This window comes from Streptomyces sp. NPDC028314 (assembly GCF_055565795.1).
Window position 1 is genome coordinate 1 of the sequence record NZ_JBVHTP010000020.1, and the last position, 18,000, is coordinate 18,000.

At 71.2% G+C, this 18,000-nt stretch carries 20 protein-coding genes and 1 pseudogene; 6 read left to right on the plus strand and 15 right to left on the minus strand.

The window, feature by feature from the left end; translation table 11 throughout:
- Window positions 1–348 (plus strand): annotated as a pseudogene (locus ACZ4TG_RS33960) (2-oxoacid:ferredoxin oxidoreductase subunit beta); the annotation flags it as partial.
- Between the two features lie 43 nt (window positions 349–391).
- Here ACZ4TG_RS33960 and ACZ4TG_RS33965 read toward each other — a convergent pair.
- The 5 genes from ACZ4TG_RS33965 to ACZ4TG_RS33985 all read right to left on the minus strand — a co-directional run bounded on the left by ACZ4TG_RS33965 (window position 392) and on the right by ACZ4TG_RS33985 (window position 4,928).
- Window positions 392–1,333, minus strand: a complete 942-nt coding sequence (locus tag ACZ4TG_RS33965; protein ID WP_468170738.1) for an aromatase/cyclase — start codon at window positions 1,331–1,333, stop codon at window positions 392–394.
- A gap of 112 nt (window positions 1,334–1,445) precedes the next feature.
- A complete protein-coding gene (locus tag ACZ4TG_RS33970; protein ID WP_468170741.1) occupies window positions 1,446–1,709 on the minus strand; it encodes an acyl carrier protein in 264 nt (87 codons plus the stop codon).
- 292 nt (window positions 1,710–2,001) lie between these two features.
- Window positions 2,002–2,823: an AfsR/SARP family transcriptional regulator gene (locus ACZ4TG_RS33975; RefSeq protein WP_468170744.1), complete on the minus strand. Its 822-nt coding sequence runs from the start codon at window positions 2,821–2,823 to the stop codon at window positions 2,002–2,004.
- Window positions 2,824–3,154: 331 nt separating this feature from the next.
- Window positions 3,155–3,988: an AfsR/SARP family transcriptional regulator gene (locus tag ACZ4TG_RS33980; protein ID WP_468170747.1), complete on the minus strand. Its 834-nt coding sequence runs from the start codon at window positions 3,986–3,988 to the stop codon at window positions 3,155–3,157.
- A 313-nt stretch (window positions 3,989–4,301) separates the two neighbouring features.
- Complete coding sequence (locus ACZ4TG_RS33985; RefSeq protein WP_468170750.1) at window positions 4,302–4,928, minus strand: ScbR family autoregulator-binding transcription factor; 627 nt, start codon at window positions 4,926–4,928, stop codon at window positions 4,302–4,304.
- A gap of 490 nt (window positions 4,929–5,418) precedes the next feature.
- On the opposite strand from ACZ4TG_RS33985, the gene ACZ4TG_RS33990 reads away from it, so the two are divergent.
- Window positions 5,419–6,423, plus strand: coding sequence for a ScbA/BarX family gamma-butyrolactone biosynthesis protein (locus tag ACZ4TG_RS33990; RefSeq protein ID WP_468170753.1), 1,005 nt, complete (start codon window positions 5,419–5,421; stop codon window positions 6,421–6,423).
- Between the two features lie 26 nt (window positions 6,424–6,449).
- On the opposite strand, the gene ACZ4TG_RS33995 is transcribed toward ACZ4TG_RS33990, so the two are convergent.
- Window positions 6,450–7,292, minus strand: coding sequence for an SDR family oxidoreductase (locus tag ACZ4TG_RS33995; protein WP_468170756.1), 843 nt, complete (start codon window positions 7,290–7,292; stop codon window positions 6,450–6,452).
- 137 nt (window positions 7,293–7,429) lie between these two features.
- On the opposite strand from ACZ4TG_RS33995, the gene ACZ4TG_RS34000 reads away from it, so the two are divergent.
- Together ACZ4TG_RS34000 and ACZ4TG_RS34005 are read left to right on the plus strand one after the other, a co-directional pair.
- Window positions 7,430–8,113 carry a ScbR family autoregulator-binding transcription factor gene (locus tag ACZ4TG_RS34000; RefSeq protein ID WP_468170759.1) on the plus strand — a complete coding sequence of 228 codons (684 nt, stop codon included), beginning with the start codon at window positions 7,430–7,432 and terminating at the stop codon, window positions 8,111–8,113.
- Between the two features lie 177 nt (window positions 8,114–8,290).
- Complete coding sequence (locus ACZ4TG_RS34005; RefSeq protein ID WP_468170762.1) at window positions 8,291–8,755, plus strand: GNAT family N-acetyltransferase; 465 nt, start codon at window positions 8,291–8,293, stop codon at window positions 8,753–8,755.
- 23 nt (window positions 8,756–8,778) lie between these two features.
- On the opposite strand, the gene ACZ4TG_RS34010 is transcribed toward ACZ4TG_RS34005, so the two are convergent.
- The 3 genes from ACZ4TG_RS34010 to ACZ4TG_RS34020 all read right to left on the minus strand — a co-directional run bounded on the left by ACZ4TG_RS34010 (window position 8,779) and on the right by ACZ4TG_RS34020 (window position 10,951).
- The gene (locus ACZ4TG_RS34010; RefSeq protein ID WP_468170765.1) at window positions 8,779–9,777 is read right to left on the minus strand and encodes an AraC family transcriptional regulator; all 999 of its coding nucleotides are present in this window, start codon (window positions 9,775–9,777) and stop codon (window positions 8,779–8,781) included.
- A gap of 51 nt (window positions 9,778–9,828) precedes the next feature.
- Window positions 9,829–10,671: an NmrA family NAD(P)-binding protein gene (locus ACZ4TG_RS34015; RefSeq protein ID WP_468170768.1), complete on the minus strand. Its 843-nt coding sequence runs from the start codon at window positions 10,669–10,671 to the stop codon at window positions 9,829–9,831.
- Between the two features lie 67 nt (window positions 10,672–10,738).
- On the minus strand, window positions 10,739–10,951 hold the full coding sequence (locus ACZ4TG_RS34020) for a DUF4287 domain-containing protein (protein ID WP_468171084.1): 213 nt from the start codon (window positions 10,949–10,951) through the stop codon (window positions 10,739–10,741).
- Between the two features lie 108 nt (window positions 10,952–11,059).
- Here ACZ4TG_RS34020 and ACZ4TG_RS34025 point away from each other — a divergent pair, with 108 nt between their 5' ends.
- Window positions 11,060–11,869 (plus strand): alpha/beta fold hydrolase, encoded by an 810-nt coding sequence (locus tag ACZ4TG_RS34025; RefSeq protein ID WP_468170771.1) that lies wholly within the window; start codon window positions 11,060–11,062, stop codon window positions 11,867–11,869.
- 15 nt (window positions 11,870–11,884) lie between these two features.
- Here ACZ4TG_RS34025 and ACZ4TG_RS34030 read toward each other — a convergent pair whose 3' ends face one another.
- Window positions 11,885–12,304, minus strand: coding sequence for an SgcJ/EcaC family oxidoreductase (locus ACZ4TG_RS34030; protein WP_468170774.1), 420 nt, complete (start codon window positions 12,302–12,304; stop codon window positions 11,885–11,887).
- Between the two features lie 59 nt (window positions 12,305–12,363).
- Between ACZ4TG_RS34030 and ACZ4TG_RS34035 the strand changes: the two genes are divergently transcribed.
- Window positions 12,364–12,909, plus strand: a complete 546-nt coding sequence (locus tag ACZ4TG_RS34035) for a flavoprotein (protein ID WP_468170777.1) — start codon at window positions 12,364–12,366, stop codon at window positions 12,907–12,909.
- 11 nt (window positions 12,910–12,920) lie between these two features.
- Here the strand turns inward: ACZ4TG_RS34035 and ACZ4TG_RS34040 are convergent, their stop codons facing one another.
- From ACZ4TG_RS34040 to ACZ4TG_RS34060, 5 genes are all read right to left on the minus strand, one after another.
- The gene (locus ACZ4TG_RS34040) at window positions 12,921–13,427 is read right to left on the minus strand and encodes a DinB family protein (protein WP_468170780.1); all 507 of its coding nucleotides are present in this window, start codon (window positions 13,425–13,427) and stop codon (window positions 12,921–12,923) included.
- Window positions 13,424–14,617 (minus strand): epoxide hydrolase family protein, encoded by a 1,194-nt coding sequence (locus tag ACZ4TG_RS34045; RefSeq protein ID WP_468170783.1) that lies wholly within the window; start codon window positions 14,615–14,617, stop codon window positions 13,424–13,426. The genes ACZ4TG_RS34040 and ACZ4TG_RS34045 overlap by 4 nt, the downstream gene beginning before the upstream one ends.
- Before the next feature lie 366 nt (window positions 14,618–14,983).
- Window positions 14,984–15,805, minus strand: a complete 822-nt coding sequence (locus ACZ4TG_RS34050; protein WP_468170786.1) for an AfsR/SARP family transcriptional regulator — start codon at window positions 15,803–15,805, stop codon at window positions 14,984–14,986.
- A 230-nt stretch (window positions 15,806–16,035) separates the two neighbouring features.
- Window positions 16,036–16,770, minus strand: a complete 735-nt coding sequence (locus ACZ4TG_RS34055; protein ID WP_468170789.1) for a TetR family transcriptional regulator — start codon at window positions 16,768–16,770, stop codon at window positions 16,036–16,038.
- Between the two features lie 133 nt (window positions 16,771–16,903).
- Window positions 16,904–17,773 carry an AfsR/SARP family transcriptional regulator gene (locus ACZ4TG_RS34060; protein ID WP_468170792.1) on the minus strand — a complete coding sequence of 290 codons (870 nt, stop codon included), beginning with the start codon at window positions 17,771–17,773 and terminating at the stop codon, window positions 16,904–16,906.
- Window positions 17,774–18,000 lie beyond the last annotated feature (227 nt).

Genomic DNA, 18,000 nt, shown 5'->3' on the forward strand with positions numbered 1-18,000 from the left:
CTCGAACACGGCCAGCCCATCCGCTTCGGCACCAACCAGGCCAAGGGCGTCATCCGCAACCCCGCCACCGGAGACCTCGAAGCCGTCGAGATCACGGCGGAGAACGCGTCGCGGATCGTGATCCACGACGCGAACACCACCAGCCCCACCACCGCCTTCGCGCTCTCACGACTGGCCGACCCCGACACCCTCCACCACACCCCCATCGGCGTCTTCCGCAACGTGCAGCGCCCCGTCTACGACACCCTCATGGCCGACCAGCTCGACACCGCCGTCGAGCAGCAGGGGAAGGCGGACCTCCCCGCGCTGCTGACGGGCGGCGACACCTGGACGGTTCTCGGCGGCTGACGCGGAGGACCAGGGCGCCGGACCTCCGCTCGCGGTCCGGCGCTCAGACCGCCCGCAGGCTCCGCACCGACCGCCGCGCGTACTCCCGGGCCGGCCCGAAGGTGGCCTCGCTCTCGCGGCCGAGGGCCTCGCGGACGTACCGGCGCGCCTGTGGCAGGTCGGCGTCGGGGCCGAGGACGCGTCCCACCATGTCCTCGTCCAGCAGCACGTTGTGCTGGGAGTACACGGTGACACCCGTCGCGTCCGGGACGACCGACCATTCGCCCGTGTGCGCGGCCAGCAGGGCCGAGGGCACGGTCTGCTTGTAGACGATGCGGCCGGCCGCCGGGAAGCAGACCCGTACGGACTCCGTCGTGTACGCGGAGCCGTCGGCGGTCAGCGTGTCGATGCCGGCCCGCTGTACGCCCGGCCGGTCCTCGACGAGGCCGACCCGCGCGACGTGCGGTACCCGGCCGGGCCAGGACGCCACGTCGTACAGGAACTCGTAGACCGGCTCACCCGGTCCCTCGATGCGCACGGAGTCCTCGAAGCTCAGCATGAGCCCGTCGAGCCGCTGCCAGCGTTCGGCGGCCTCCCGCAGCCGGTCGAGCATCGCGCGTCCGCTCGCTGCTGCGGCCGCGCGGGCCCGCTCGACGTCGGCGGTCCGGTTCCCGGCGACGGTGAAGTCCTGCTCCAGTGTCAGCCGGGACCAGCCGGGGGCCAGCTGCCGCACGGTCCAGCTGCCGCCCATGGAGGTGACGGGGGCCGCGGGCAGCTCCTGGCGGAAGTCGATCCGCCACCGCTCCGCGTCCAGGGAACGCCGCCACAGCGAATGCCGCGCGGTCCCGTCGACGGCGGCCCACAGGGAGAACCGCTCCCGGGTACCGTCGAAGTCCAGCCGCTCGACATGGACGGCGGCCGGCACCAGCAGCGGCCACTGGGCGGTGTCGGCCACCAGCCCGTACAGAACACCGGCCGGTGCGGCCGCATCCACTGCGTATGACATCCGGTGCACTCGCTCTACAGACATCAGACACCCTCTCTCAACGCTTGATGCAGAGCCTGTCCGTATCCGCAGGAAGCTTCCTGGACTCCCGCTGGAGTTCCGGCGACACGGTTCAGACCGCGGCGCGGGAGCCCAGCACGTGGTTGACCAGTTCGAGATAGCGGCGCGGGGTGTCGGCGTACTCCATGGCCTCTTCGTCGAAGACGACGTCGAACTTCCGCTCCAGGTAGCCGGTGGTCTGGAGGACCGAGAGGCAGTCGTAGCCGAGCTCCACCCAGTACAGGTCGCGGACGTCGTCGTGCAGTTCGACGCCCTCCTCCTCGCCTCCCCAGACGCGCAGGATGCGCGTCAGGTCGGTGAGCTCCAGCCGGTCCATGGTGTACCTCTCTCTCCGTCCGCGAGCACGCAGACGCGCCCCGGGTACACCGAGCCTGACCAACCCCCCTGGAGCTCCGCTCAACGCCCCCTGGCCCCGCCGATCCGACCCGGGGCGGAAATCCAGCCTCGCCGGCGTTTGAGGCGCGGGGTCCGGGGCGGAGCCCCGGAAAGCCGGGCGCAGCCCGGGCCGCTCGCGCAACGGCGCCGCACCCGAAACCGGCCCCGGCCCCCACCACCGCCCGGCAACCCAACACCCGGCCCGGCGGCCCCGGTTCACCCCCGGCCAGGGGCTAGGCCGCGTAGAGGTCGAACGTCGAAGACCGCCGCGGCCCCGCCACCACGTCCAGCGCCGGATCCACCCGCAGCATCGCCTGGTGCAGCCGCTGCAACTGCTGCGACGGCTCGACCCCCAGCTCGTCGATCAGCCGCGTCCGCAGCCGCCGGAACACGTCCAGCGCCCTGGCCTGCCGCCCCGACCGGTAGAGCGCGACCATCGCCTGCGAGTGCAGCCCCTCGTGCTGCGGGTGGCGGGCTATCAGTTCGGTCAGCTCCGCGAGGAGTTCGGTGTGCCGCCCCAGCCGCAGGTCGACGTCGATCCGCCGTTCGGTGGTGACCAGCCGGCTCTCCGCCAGCCGCAGGACCTCGATGTCGAGGATCGGCCCCACCCGTACGTCGACGAGTGCCGGCCCCTGCCACAGCGCGAGCGCCCTGCGCAGCAGGTCCGCCGCGGTCTCGTCGTCGCCCTCGTCGAAGGCGGTCTGGCCGCCGGCCACGAGGGTCTCGTACTCGTGGACGTCCACGGACTCCGGCGGGATCTGGAGCAGGTATCCGCCGTGCCGGGTCGCGAGGACGTCCTTCGCCGAGCCGGGGGCTCCCGGGCCCATGGCCGTGCCCAGCCTGCGGCGCAGCTGGAGGATGTACGTCTGCAGGGTGGTGAGCGCGCTCTGCGGCAGGTCGGTGCCCCAGATCTCCTCCATGAGGGTGGGCACGGGCATCACCCGGCCCGGGTAGAGCGCGAGAAGCGCCAGGATCTGACACGGCTTGCCCGCCGTGGGAACGATCGATCCTCCGTTGACCTCGGCACTCAAAGGCCCCAGAACCTGAATCTTCACGGTCTCCCGTCTCCCCTCCGCAATTCGTCGCGCCACTCTCGGATTTCAGCATTCGTCCCGAGCACGGTAACGGCGCCCATGGCAACGTCACAGAATTCTCGAGCCGGCGTCGAGCAGCCCTCCGATCCCGGTGTGCACGGATCGGAAACCGTTGGATTCCACATGGTGACCGCACCTGACCTCCGGCCTGGCCACCACTCAGTTCGCAACTGTTCCGTTCGGCAGTGGGAGAGGATGTGTCACGGCTTTTCCATTCCCCTGCGGAGATTCATTCGGCAATTACCTTGAATTAACGCCCGATGACCGATCGACTGGCCGGTCAGCTGGCCGGTCAGCCCGCTCGTACGAGGCGCTTGCGTGCGGCTTCCGGCGTTTCCACGGGGTTCTCGGGGCCCGTCATGAGGATCGAGCGCTGGAGCCGGCGCAGGGCCGCGGACGGTTCGATGCCGAGCTCGCGCACCAGCGTGGCGCGCAGCCGCTGGTAGACGCTGAGGGCTTCGCCGCGGCGGCCGGAGCGGTGGAGGGCGAGCATGAACTGCCCGTGCAGGTTCTCGTGGGTGCGGTACCGGCTCGCCAGCACCGTCAACTCCGCCAGCAGCTCCCGATGACGGCCCAACCGCAGATCAGCCTCGATCCGCTGATCCAACGCACACAACCGGGTCTCCTCCAGCCGCCGCGCCTCCATGTCCAACTGCACCCCACCATGCACATCCGCAAAAGCAGGCCCCGACCACAACGCCAGCGCCTCCCTCAACAACCGCGCCGCACCCGGATGATCACCCGCATCCATCGCCCGGTACCCCATCCCCGACAACCGGTCGAACTCCCGCACATCACTCGTCCCACCACCACTGCTCAACAAATAACCACCCGGCAACGTGACCAGCACATCCTTCGCCGTCCGCGCGTCACCGGCCCCGTCCTCGGCCGCTTCGAGCGCCGTGGCGATGAGCGTGCGCAGCTGGAGTACGTACGTCTGGAGCGTGGTGCGGGCGCTGCGCGGGGGCTCACCGCCCCACAGCTCCTCGATCAGGGCGTCGACCGGGACCACCCGGTCGGCGTGCAGCGCGAGGAGGGCCAGGACCTGCCGGGGCTTGGTGGCGGTCGGCGTGATGGAGATCCCGTTCTCCCGCACGGCCAGTGCACCCAGTACATCGATGTCCACGTCGTACTCCCCCTGTCCGTGTATGAATCTCCCTCAGTAAAAAACCAGACCCACGGTTTGTCAATATGAAACCGACCATGCTGTTTTAGTCGAAAGATCTCCCGCCAGACCCTCAAAACCCCCTCTGACCTGGCTAGTTACTCCACAGAGAGCATGACTGTCTCTCCGAAATCCCTCGGCATCACCTCCAGAACGGGCCGAGGTACGAGCGAAACAGACCATGGAGCCTACGTACGCCCACCCCAGGGCGGGCACACGAACGCCCCGGCTCCCCACGCATCCGCGCGGAGGGCCGGGGCGCAGCCGCACCGTCCTACCGGGAGCCGGAGCCGGTTCCCTCGGCGGCGAGGCCGCCGAGGAGCGCCGGCGCCGCGAGGGTCGGCAGCAGCAGCCGCCAGAACCCGGCGACCGTGTCCCTCGACAGCCACATCGCGTCCCTGGCCCCGAGCACCCCGAACCCCAGGCTTGCGGGCACCACCGCGGTCACCACGTCCCGGGCCGCCACCCCAGGGCGCAGCTCGCCCTCCGCCTCGGCCCGCTCCATCTCCGCCTCCACCCACCTGCGCCACCACTCGCGCAGATCGGCCCGCGGCGGGCGGGACACCTCGCCGCTCAGCTCGAAGCCGGCCCGCAGCACCACGTCGTCACGCAGGCCCAGCGAGAGTGCGTGCGTGACGTCGATCAGGCGCTGCACCCGGCTCGCCCCGAGCGGAAGCACCGGATCGGTGACGGCCACGAGCCGGGCCAGCGCCGCCTCCTCGACGGCATCCGCCAGGACCACCTTGCTGGCGAAGTGGAAGTGCAGCGCCCCGTTGCTCACCCCGGCCTGCGCACTGATCGCGGCGAGCGAGGCCACCGCGAAGCCCTCCCGGTCGAAGATCTCGGCCGCGGACCTGATCAGGGTCTCGCGCGTCCGCGCCGCGCGTTCCTGCTTGACCATCAACTGCTCCGTCACTGCGAGGGACTGCCGCACCTGCCGAGAGGGCAGGGCGGTCTGGGTGCTGCGGAGCTTCGCGAGGGGGCTGAGCCCGGGGGTACTTCCGGGCCACCGCTCAGAGTCGCGGCACACCCCGCCGCCAAGGCGAGGCCCCGGCGCCCCACTATAACCAACCGTCCACGCGGTTTTTTGGGGAGCTGCGTCCACGCTTTGGTCAAGGGTGGAATTCCGGCCGACTTTTGGGCACTTTCGGTGACCGGCCTCAAGAATGGCTCTCGTACCGCTCGAATCACGCGGTCCCGAAGAAGGCCGCGAGGCCGCCGCGGAGAACGGAAGAAGGGGGCCGGCCTGCGAAATCAGGTGAATGGAGCCAATGTCTCCACTTCTGGGGCGCCCAACTGTCAGACACCCCTGGATATTATACCGGTTGGTATGTATCTTTCCGGCGAGAAGCAACTCATGCCCGTCTCGCCACCGCAGCCCAGGGGGAGCAATGTCTGCGAGCACGTTTCGAGTTGAGCGCACCACAACAACACGGGACTCCCGAGAGAGAGCCACCGCTCTAAGGACTCGGCCCAATGGCTTCCAACAGGCCACGTGGACCACCACGGTTCCCAAGGAACTGGTCCACCGGGCCGCAGTGGCCGAGGTGATGCTCACCGGGTGGGAACGGCACGACGACACCCACTTCACGGTGACCGCGCAGTGGCCGCGCAGCCACAGCTTCTTCACCCCGGTGCACGGTGGGCTCCACGACCCGCTCATGGTCGTGGAAACGTTCCGTCAGACCGGCTCGCTGCTCGGCCATGCCGAGTTCGGCGTACCTTTCGGCCACCAGTTCCTGATGCGGGACCTCGCCATAGCGGTACGGCCCCAGCACCTCGAAGTCAGCCGTACGCCCGCCTCGGTGGAGATCGAGGTCGTCTGCAGCGACGTCAAGTGGCGCGGCCTGCACCTGGCGGGACTCCGCTACGACGCCTCGATCCGCCGTGACGGCCAGCTGGTGGCGACGGCCGGCAGCTCGTACAAGTGCACCTCACCGGTGGTCTACCGGCGGCTGCGCGGCGACCGCGCGCTGAGCGGCGGCGAGCAGCGGCTGCTGCCCCTCACCGCCCCGGCGGCCCCGCAGAGCGTGGGACGCATCTCGCCCGTGGACGTCGTGCTGTCGCCGACGAACGAGTCGAACCGCTGGCTGCTGAGGGTGGACACCCACCACCCCGTGCTGTTCGACCACCCGGTCGACCACGTGCCGGGGATGCTGCTCCTGGAGGCCGCCCGCCAGGCCACGGCCGGCGTGCTGGGACGCTCCTGCTACCTGCCGCTGGACATCAGCAGCCACTTCGAGCGGTACACCGAGCTGGACTCGCCCTGTGTCATCGAGGCCCAGCGCCTCCCGGGGGTCCTGCCCTGCGGCGGCGAAACCGTCCGCGTGACCGGCCATCAGGACGGCTGCCTCGTCTTCAGCGCCATCGTGACCGCCGCGTCACCGCACCGCTGACCCACGACGGTGCGCACGGGGCCGGGTCACGCGAAAGCGTCCAGGTGGTCCCGGGCCCATTGCCCGAACGATCCCGCCGGCCGGCCGGTCAGCTCGCCGACCGCGCCGTCCACCCGGACCTTGGCGCCGTCCCGCTGCCTCTCCGCACTGTGCAGCAGGGCGTCGACCACGGCCTCCGGATAGCGCTCCCGCCACAGAGCCCGCGCCTGGCCGGGCCCCAGCTCCTCGAACCGCAGCGGACGGCCGAGCAGGGTGGCCAGCTGGGCCGTCTGCTCGACCGCACTGATCGCCCGGGGCCCGGTCAGCGTGTAGGCCCGGCCGGTGTGCCCGGGCTCCGTGAGCGCGCGCACCGCCACGTCCGCGATGTCGCGCGGATCGACGCAGGCGTTGGCCGAAGTCCCGTAGAGGGCCCGCACGACGCCCTCCGAGCGGATGGCGGCCGCCCAGCCCAGCGTGTTGGACATGAACGAGCGCGGCCGCAGCAGGGTCCACTCCATCCCGGAGCCGCGCAGGAGGTCCTCGTTCTCCCGCTGCCAGGTGGTGAGGGGATCGTCGGCCGAGCGATCCTCCACCGCCGCGGCGGAGAGTTTGACCACGTGCCGCACCCCTGCCGACCGGGCGGCGTCGAGGAAGGACGCGTCGTGGTCACCGCCGACGCGGCTGGTGACGAGCAGGGCGCCGGACACCCCGCGCAGGGCGTCCGACAGCGACCCAGGATCGTCGTAGTCCCCGCGCACGACCTCCGCGCGGGGACCCGTGCCGGTCACCTTCCCGGGCTGTCTGGCGACCACGCGCACCGCCCTGTCGGCGGGCAGCCTGCGCAGCACCTCGCGGCCCACCGTCCCGGTGGCACCCGTCACAAGGATCATCGGACGTCCTTCCCGATCAGTACATGTCGGTTATTTGTCAGGTGTGGGTTCACACTGCCGTAACCCGCTGTAAGATACGAACTAGACGGTTTATATATGGAATCTTTCCGAGGTTCGTCGATCGAGTGGAGAGCACCGTGGCAGAGCAGGAACGCGCCATCCGCACGCGCAAGGCCATCCTGCTGGCGGCGGCCAAGGTCTTCGAGGAGCGCGGCTACCAGACCGCGACGATCTCCGAGATCCTGTCCACGGCCAACGTGACCAAGGGCGCCCTCTACTTCCACTTCGACTCGAAGGAAGACCTGGCCCACGGGGTGCTCGACGCCCAGAGCCAGAACCTCGTCATTCCCGACCGCCCGTCCAAGATCCAGGAGATCGTGGACATCATCATGCTGCACACGTACCGCCTCCAGACCGATCCCATGGTCCGCGCGGGCGTACGGCTGACCATGGACCAGCTGGCACAGGGACTCGACCGCACCGGCCCGTTCCTGCGCTGGTCGGAGACCATGCTGAAGCAGCTGGAGACGGCCCGCGCCCAGGGCGAGCTGCTGCCGCACACCGTACCGGCGGAGACCGCCGACATCCTGGTGGGCACCTACGCCGGCATCCAGTCCATGTCCCAGGCGCTCAGCGACTACCGGGACCTCGAGGTCAGGGTCAGCGCGCTGATGCGCCACCTGCTGCCCGGCTTCGTGCAGTCCGCGGTCCTCGCCTCCCTGGACATCTCCGAGAGCCGGGGCCGGCGGGTCTACACCGAGGCCGTGGGGCACACGGACGAGCTGACCCCCGACGCGGTATCGCGGGAGTCGGCCGCCTGACCGGCCCCGAAGACCCGCCCGGCAGTGCCGTCGGCCCGCATCCTCCCGCACGGCGCTGCCTCCCCGGCCGATACCCGCCCCTGCATGACGCGCAAAATATACCGCTTACCTGGTTTCTTTAACCCCTCTTGTGGCACAGGAATCGGGACCGCACCGTGCAAGCCCTACGCTTCACCCGTGATCAATTCAGCACTCCGTCTTGAACCGGTCACCGCGGAGAACTTCGACGCGGTGTGTGCGATACGGCTCCATGCCCACCAGGACCATCTGGTGTCCCCCGTGGTGAAGTCGCTCGCCGAAGCGTACGTCCACGGGGCGAAGGCCTGGCCGCGGGCAGTGGTCGACGGCGGCGAGGTCGTCGGATTCGTCATGGCCTTCCTGGACTTCCCCTGGGACGGCCACCCGGACGACCGCCGCTCGGGCATCTGGCGCCTGAACATCTCCGCCGGCCACCAGGGCAAGGGCTACGGCCGCTTCGCGGTCCGGGCCGTCGCCGAGGAGATCCGCCGCCTCGGCGGCGACCGGGCGTACGTCACCTGGCATCCGGGCGAGAGCACCCCCGAGCCCTTCTACCTGGGCCTCGGTTTCCGCACCACGGGCGAGGTCAGCGGCGACCAGACGGTCGGCGTCCTCGCCCTCTGACCTTCGCCCTCTGAGCGCCCCGGTTATCCGCGCAGCACCACGGTCCTCGGCCGCCCCGCCTCCACCGGGGCGGCGCCGCCCGCCGGCCTTCCCGTACGGAACTCCTGCGGGCTCACCCCCCGCACCCGCTTGAAGGCCGCCGACAGCGCGAAGGCGCTCCCGTAGCCGACCCGGCGGGCCACCGTCGCCACCGTGGCCTCCGGCTCGCGCAGCAGGTCGGCGGCCAGGGCGAGCCGCCACCCCGTCAGGTACGCGACGGGCGGCTCCCCGACGAGCTCCGTGAAGCGCCGGGCCAGGGAGGCCCGCGAGACCCCGGTCTTGACCGCGAGGTCCGCCACCGTCCAGCCGTACGCCGGGTTCTCGTGCAGCAGCCGCAGGGCCGGCCCGACCACCGGATCGCTCTGGGCCCGGTACCAGGCCGGGGAACCCGACCCGGGGGCGGCCAGCCAGGCCCGCAGGACGCCGATCAGCAGCAGGTCCAACAGCCGGTCCAGGACGATCTCCTGACCCGGCTCGTCCCGGCCGATCTCCGAGGCCAGCAGCGCGATCAGGGTGGCGTCCGCCGTCCCCGCCGGGCGGACCAGGACCGTCGGCAGCGCGCTCAGCAGCCGACGCCCGATCTCGCTCGGCGCCTGGTAGGTGCCGCTGAGCATGACCGCCGCGCCCGCGTCCTGGAGCTCCTCGCCCCAGGTGCGCACCCCCAGCGCCATGGTGTCGGTGACGTCCTCGCCCGCCTCGGTGTTGCAGCGCTGGTCCGGGCCGACGGTGATCTGCACCGGGGTGTCCGGCGCATCCGCGACCGTGTACGGCACGGGTCCCCGTATGACCGCCACGTCACCGGGCCCGACGGGGACCGGCTCGCCCTCGTCGGGCAGCAGCCAGGCCGTGCCCTGCGTCAGCGTCATGACCGAGAGGGGGGCCCGGTCCTCCACCCGCAGGGCCCACGGCGGGTTGAGGACGGACTTCTGGAGGAAGGCGCCCCGGGCCTTGGGGCCTTCGAGCAGGCCGGTCAGCGTGTCCATGGGCCCATTCTTCTCCCCGGAGGGCGCACCGCGTACCGGATCCGCCACGGTTCACACGTCCCAGACGCCGGTGGCCGCCGCCTCCCGGGCGAAGTCCGCGAAGTCCCTGGGCGCCCGGCCCAGTACCTCCTCGACCCCGTGCACCAGGTGGGCGTTGCGCCCGTCGAGGATCAGCGTGAACAGCTCGGCGAAGTCCTCCGGGACGTCGTTCGCCCGCAGGACGGCGCGGTATTCCTCGTCCGAGACGGGGACGTACGCGATCTCGCGCCCGGTCGCCTTCGACAGCTCGGCGGCCACGTCGGAGAAGCTGAGCAGGCGCGGCCCCGACAGCTCGTACGTCCTGCCGATGTGCCGGTCGTCGGTCAGCGCCGCCACCACCACGTCCGCGATGTCGTCGGTGTCCACGAAGGGCTCGACGGCGTCCGCGGTCGGCAGGGCGATCTCCCCGGCCAGGACCGGCCCCAGGAAGAGGTCCTCGTTGAAGTTCTGGTTGAACCAGCTGGCCCGTACGACGGTCCAGTCCGCGCCGGAGGCCTTCAGGTTGTTCTCGCTGAGCTCGGCCGCCGGCTCGCCCCGCCCGGACATCAGGACCAGCCGGCGCACTCCGGCAGCCACGGCCGCCTCCGCGAACGCGCCGACCTGCTCGGCGGCGCCCGGGAAGGCGAGGTCGGGGTGGTAGGTGACGTACGCCCGGTCGACGCCTTCCAGCGCCGCTCCCCATCCGGCCGGCTCGTTCCAGTCGAAGGCCGGTGCCCCGCGGCGGGACCCGATCCGGACCGTGCGGCCCTGGGCGGCGAGCTTCTCGGCGACGCGGCGGCCGGTCTTGCCGGTGCCCCCGACGACGAGGGTGGCCGGGGCGTTCTGCGTGCTCTGCGTGTTCTGTGTCTTCGTCATGTGACCAGTCAACCGGCGCCCGCCGAGACGCAACATAGCCGAAGAGCTCAACCGCATACGCGAGCGTCTACGCCCGCCCCTCCTCGGTGAGGGTGTGCGCGACCAGGGCGTTGGCGTGGCCGTGGCCGATCCCGTGCTCGGTCTTGAGCCAGGAGACCAGCTCCATGTGCTTGGTCAGCGGGGAAGACCGGATGAGGTCCTTCCACTCTGCTACCGGGCGGCCGTACTTCTTCTCGATCGAAGGGAAGTAGCTGGCGGGGCCCTTCACCGGCTCGGTCATCTCGTGGTGTCCCATCTGTTCGTGGTCGGGCGGAGCTGTCACACGGGTAGACCGGATCCGCACCCGGAACTCATCGCGCTCAGCAGGAAAAAACCAGATGATCTTCGCATGACCTGGACCGACCGCACCGTCACCCGCGCCGGGGTGCGCCTCTCCTGCCGCGACAGCGGCACCCCCGACACCCCCGGCACCTCCCCCCGCGCCCCCGTCGTCCTGCTCCACGGCCTCGCCGGCCACGTCGGCGAATGGGACGCGCTCGCGGCGGCCCTCGCCCCCCGCCACCGGGTGATCGCCGTCGACCAGCGCGGCCACGGCGCGAGCGAACGCCACCCGGCCGACGTCTCCCGCGCGGCCTACGTCGCGGACGTGGTCGCCGTCATCGGGCAACTGGGCCTGGACCGCCCGGTCCTGATCGGCCAGTCGCTCGGCGGACACACCGCGATGCTCACCACGGCCGCCCACCCGGAGCTGGTCCGCGGCCTGGTCCTGGTCGACGCGGGCGCTGCCGCCGCGGACCCCGGTACCCCGGACGAGATCGGAGGCTGGCTCGACTCCTGGCCGGTGCCGTTCCCCTCGCTCGACGCGGCACGGGAGTTCCTGGGCAGCGAGGCCTGGGCCGCGGGCCTGGAACGGCGCGCCGACGGCTGGTACCCCCGTTTCGAGCGCTCGGTCATGGTCGCCGCGATCACCGAGAACACCACCCGCGCGTGGTGGCCGGAGTGGGAGCGGGTCGGCTGCCCGTCCCTGGTGGTGCTCGGGGAGCGGGGGATCGTCCCGCCCGGCGAATCGATGCGGATGCTGAACGTGGGCGGCCCGGACACCACGGCCGTCTCGGTCCCCGGTGCCGGCCACGACGTCCACCTGGACCGCCCCGATGTACTGAACGGCCTGCTGACGGAGTTCCTGGCCCGCCTCTGAGCCGCCCCGGCACACTCAGCCGGCGTGCACCGGGGTGTTCTGGCAGGCGGTCAGCAGCCAGCGCCCGTCCTCCCCCTTGGTCATCACGTACAGCGGGGCACCCTCGCTGCCGCCGTCGGCCGCCGACGTGTACACCTGGCGGACCTTGACGGCCGCCACGTCGGGCCGCAGGAACTGGGTGTGGACGACCTCGTACGTGACCTCGCCGTCCCAGTCCGAGGCGGGCAGCACGGCACGGGTGAAGGCGGCTATCTCGTCGAAGCCGATGAGGACCTTGCCGTGGCCCGTGGTCCACAGCGCGTCGGGGTGGAAGAGGGCCAGGAACCCTTCGGCGTCCTTGTCCCGCTGGGTGCGCTCGACGACGGCGACGATCTCGGCGATGGCCTGGATGTCAGCGGTCCGGTCCGTGCTGCGGTGTGTGATCTCGTTGTCCATGCCGACAACTCTGCGCCCTCAAGTATGGTCGAGGTCAAGGAATGTGATCACATGACGGTATGACGAGGACTCTGTACCTGCTCTGCTCCGCCGCGCCGCCCGTCTTCGACGTGGCCCACGTGATCGAGGACGCCCAGTCGCGCGGCTGGGACGTCTGCCTCGGTCTGACCCCGACGGCGGCGCACTGGGTCTCCGGGAGCCTCGACGGTCTGGCCGCCCTCACCGGCAACCCGGTGCGCTGGCAGTACAAGCTGCCCGGGGAGCCGGACGTTTGGCCCGCGGCGGACGCCCTGCTCTTCGCCCCGGTCACCTTCAACTCCCTCAACGCCTGGGCGCTCGGCCTCACGGACCGGTTCGTCGGCGGGGTGGCCGCCGAGGCCCTCGGCAAGCGCGTCCCGGTCGTGGCCATGCCCTGCACGAACGCCGCGCTCGCGGCGCACCCGCAGTTCGACCAGTCCCTGGCCGTCCTGCGGGGTGCCGGGGTCGAGCTCCTCTACGGGGAGGGCGGCTACACCCCCGGCCCGGTGGGCGAGGAGGCTTCCGGGCCCTTCCCGTGGGCGGTGGCCCTGGACGCGGTGGACCGTACGGCCACGCCCGCCCCGTAGGAGACGTCCGGCTACTCCCCCGTCGCCCCGTCGATCGCCTCGCGCAGCAGGTCGGCGTGCCCGTTGTGCCGGGCGTACTCCTCGATCATGTGGGCCAGGATGTAGTGCAGCGAGTACGGCTGGTCCCCGGAACGCCCCTGCGCGTCGAGAGACTCGGCGGCCTCCACGATTTTGCGGGAGCGCTCACAGGTCTCCTCCCAGATCCTGAACGACTCCGCCGGGTCCGCGTCCTCGACGTGGAACTCCGTCCGCTCGCCGGCCTCGTTCTGCGGGAAGTAGCCCCGTACGTCCTCGCCGTTCAGGACGTTGCGGAACCAGCCGCGCTCGACCTCCGCCAGATGCCGCACCAGCCCGAGCAGGCTGAGCCCGGACGGCGCGACGGCCTTGCGGCGCAGCTGCTCGTCCGTCAGCCCCGCGCACTTCATCATCAGGGTGTCCCGCTGCCACTGGAGCACGCTGGTGAGTGTGGCGCGTTCGTCGCCCGCCAGGACGGGCCGGGTCCGCTGTTCGTCTCTCATCGACCGATGATCACATCCCCGCGCAACTCCCGGAAGAAGTCCCGCACGTCCTGCACCAGCACCTCGGGCACCTCCATCGCGGGGAAGTGCCCGCCCTTGTCGTACGAGGTCCAGCGCACGATGCGGTCGGTGCGCTCGGCGATGTGCCGCAGGGGGATGAAGTTGTCGCGGGGGAAGTCCGCGAGGGCGGTCGGGGTCTTCGACACCTCGGGCGGCTGCCCGTAGTAGTCGGCGTGCGCGCGCTCGTAGTAGATCCGGGCGGCCGAACCCGCCGTCCCCGTGAGCCAGTACAGCATCACGTTGGTCAGCATCTGGTCCCGGTCGACCGGCGAGGCGGGGTCGCTCCACTCGGCGAACTTCTCCCCGATCCAGGCGAGCAGCCCGACCGGCGAGTCGTTCAGCGCGTACGCGAGGGTCTGCGGCCGGGTCGCCTGGATGTCGGCGTACCCCTGCCGCTCCCGCGCCCACACCCGGTACCGCTCCCAGGAGGCCACCGCCCGCGCCCGCTCGTCCGGACCCAGCCCGGCCAGTTCCTCCTGCGAGGGCTCGGCCGTCGCCCCGGCGCCCGGCAGCAGGTTCAGGTGCACCCCCACCACGTTCTCGGGCCGCAGCCGCCCCAGCTCCCGGGAGACGGCCGCACCCCAGTCCCCGCCCTGGACCCCGTACCGCTCGTAACCGAGCCCTTCCATCAGCACCCCGAAGGCCCGGGCGACCCGCTTGAACTCCCAGCCGGGCTCGGTGGTCGGCCCCGACAGGGCGAATCCGGGAATGTGGGGCAGCACCAGATGAAAGGCATCGGCGGGATCCCCGCCGTGCGCCCGCGGATCGGTGAGCGGCCCGGCAACGCGCTGGAATTCCACGAAAGACCCCGGCCAGCCGTGGGTCATGAGCAAGGGGGTCGCATTCGGCTCGGCCGAGCGAATGTGCGCGAAATGAACGGTCGCCCCGTCGATCTCGGTGGTGTACTGCGCCCAGCGGTTGATCCGCGCCTCGGCGGCCCGCCAGTCGTACTCCTCGCGCCAGTACCGCACGAGCTCCCGCACCTCATCGAGCGGCATCCCGTACGCCCGCCCGGCCCCGCTCACCTCACCGGGCCACCGCACCCGGCCCAACCGCTCCCGAAGGTCGTCCAGCTCCCCTTCGCCGACATCCAGCCGAAACTCCCGAAACCCCAGCCCAAACTCACTCATCCCCCCACCCTGCCACTCCCCCACTCCCGCCGGCCAAGTCCGGCCCCCCGGCGTATCCCGCCTCGGAGGCCACTCCAGCCCCAGCATCACCGGCCAAACCGGTCCCGACGGCCAAATCCGGCCGGGGGCGGCCACAATCCGGCCCGGGGCGGCCAAACCCGGCCGGGACCAGCCGAAATCCAGCCCGGGGGCGGCCAAAATCCAGCCTCGCCGGCGTTTGAGGCGCGGGGTCCGGGGCGGAGCCCCGGAAAGCCGGGCAGCCCGGGCCGCTCGCGCAACGGCGCCGCACCCGAACCCGGCCCCCGCCACCGCCGCCCGGCAGCCCAACACCCGGCCCGGCGGCCCCGGTTCAACCCCGGCCAGGGGCTACGCCGCGTAGAGGTCGAACGTCGACCCCCGTCTCCCTCCCGCCGCCACGTCCAGCGCCGGGTCCACCGCCAGCATCGCCTGGTGCAGCCGCTGCAACTGTGGCGACGGCTCGACCCCCAGGTCGTCGATCAGCCGGTTCCGCAGCCGCCGGTACACGTCCAGCGCCGCCGCCTGCCGCCCCGACCGGTACAGGGCGACCATCACCTGCGAGTGCAGCCCCTCGTGCTGCGGATGCCGCGCGGTCAGCTCGGTCAGCTCCACCAGGAGTTCCGTGTGCCGCCCCAGCCGCAGGTCGACGTCGATCCGCCGCTCCACCGTGACCAGCCGGCTCTCCTCCAGCCGCATGACCTCGATCTCCAGGATCGGCCCGAGCCGTACGTCGACCAGCGCCGGCCCGTCCCACAGCGCGAGCGCCGCCCGCAGGAGGGCGGCCGAACCCTCGTCGTCACCGTCCTCGAAGGCGGTCTGCCCCCGGGCGAGGAGGCTCTCGTACCCGTGCACGTCCACGGCCTCCGGCGGCACCTGCAGCACGTACCCGCCGTGGCGGGTGGCGAGAACCTCCTTGGCCCCGCCCGGCCGCCCCGGCCCCATGGCGGTACCCAGCCGGCGGCGCAGTTGGAGGATGTACGACTGGAGGGTGGTCAGCGCACTCTGGGGAAGGTCGTGCCCCCAGATCTCCTCCATGAGGGTGGGCACGGGAATCACCCGGCCCGGATGCAGCGCGAAAAGCGCCAGAATCTGCCGCGGCTTGCCGGCAGTAGGAACGATCGAGCCCCCGTTGACCTCGGCACTCAACGGACCCAGAACCTGAATCTTCACGGTCTCCCCTCCGCATTTCGTCGAGTTGCCTCGATATTCGACCTTCGTCATTCAACCTTCGACGCAAGATATCGGGACCCCGCGCAATGTCACCGATTCGTTGAGCCCGGTTCGAGCGCATCAATGGCCCCGAACCTGCGCCCCACACCCGGATCCGACCGCGCCCACGCCCCGCGGCCCGGCCGGCGGCGGCCCCGGCACCGCACACGGCGCCAGCACACGGCGCCCACCTACCCCCCAACCCCCACGCCCTCAAGGCACCGTTCTTCCCCGGCACCCTCGTCGCCCCCGGTCCGGTACTCCCCGGACCGCGCCTCCCCCACCAGGCTCGGCAGCAGCAGACCCCACAGCGCCGCCACCTTCCCCCTCAACTCCCGGTACGACATACCGGTCCCCGACAGCACCTCGATCCCGCAGACGGCGGCGGACACCAATGCCTCCGCCCCCTCCCACCGGCCCCCGGCCGAGGCACCGGCCGAGGCACCGGCCGAGGCACCGCCCCCACCGCCCGAACCGCCCGCCAGCTCCCCCGCATCGCGCGCCATCCGCAGCAGCCCGTACACCACCGACAGCCACGCCCCGTGGAAGTCCACCACCGCCGGCTGCTGCCCGACGCGCCCCGCCCGCCCGGCACACTCCTTGGTGATCCGGAAGCTCGCCGGGATCGCCGGATCCTCGTGCAGCGTCCGCGCCAGCCAGTGCGTCGTGTCGATCAGCGCCTGCAGCGGCGAGGCCCCGGCCTCCCGCAAGCCCCGCACCGCCTCGTGCAACAGCCCGCAGCCCCGCTGCTGGACCGCGTCCGCCAGTTCGTCCTTCGAGGCGAAGTGGAAGTACAACGCGCCCTTGGTGACCCCGGCCGCGCCCGCGATCTCCCCGAGCGTGGCGTTGGCGTAGCCGTTGCGGTGGAACATCTCGGCCCCGGCAAACACCAGCCGCCTACGCGTCCGCTCAGACCTCTCCTGCACCGCTCGTCTCCTCTCACCCGGGCCGGCCGTCAGCGGCGCCGCACGCACCGCCACCGCCTCCGCCCAGCCCCACTCGGCAGCCACAAGACCGCCCTCGGCCCCCGCCCGGCCGGCACCCGGGCGTCCCGCGACCTCAGACCCGTACGAGCCGCTCCACCCGAGCACCCTCAACGGCCGCGGCGCCAGCACCAGCCGCGGCGCCAGCACCAACCGCGGCCCCGCCCTCCGGCCCCGCCATCAGGATCGAACGCTGCAGCCTCCGCAGCGCCGCCGACGGCTCAAGCCCCAGGTCCCGGACCAGCGTGGCCCGCAGCCGCTGGTACACGTCCAGCGCTTCGCCGCGGCGGCCGGAGCGGTGGAGGGCGAGCATGAACTGCCCGTGCAGGTTCTCGTGGGTGCGGTACCGGCTCGCCAGCACCGTCAACTCCGCCAGCAGCTCCCGATGACGGCCCAACCGCAGATCAGCCTCGATCCGCTGATCCAACGCACACAACCGGGTCTCCTCCAGCCGCCGCGCCTCCATGTCCAACTGCACCCCACCATGCACATCCGCAAAAGCAGGCCCCGACCACAACGCCAGCGCCTCCCTCAACAACCGCGCCGCACCCGGATGATCACCCGCATCCATCGCCCGGTACCCCATCCCCGACAACCGGTCGAACTCCCGCACATCACTCGTCCCACCACCACTGCTCAACAAATAACCACCCGGCAACGTGACCAGCACATCCTTCGCCGTCCGCGCGTCACCGGCCCCGTCCTCGGCCGCTTCGAGCGCCGTGGCGATGAGCGTGCGCAGCTGGAGTACGTACGTCTGGAGCGTGGTGCGGGCGCTGCGCGGGGGCTCACCGCCCCACAGCTCCTCGATCAGGGCGTCGACCGGGACCACCCGGTCGGCGTGCAGCGCGAGGAGGGCCAGGACCTGCCGGGGCTTGGGGGCGGTCGGCGTGATGGAGATCCCGTTCTCCCGCACGGCCAGTGCGCCCAGTACATCGATGTCCACGTCGTACTCCCCTGTCCTTGGATGAGTCGCAAGAGTCAGTAAAAAACAGGACCGGCGGTTTGTCAACGCGCATCCAGCCGCACCAGTTTCAGGCCAGCCGCACCCAAGCCCCACTCAAGAACAGGCTCTGACCTGCGAGTTCACCAGCATCCCCACATCCAGCAAGCCCCCGAAGCACTTCGACCACACCTCACGACGAGCCCACAACCCCCCAAAACCACCCCGAG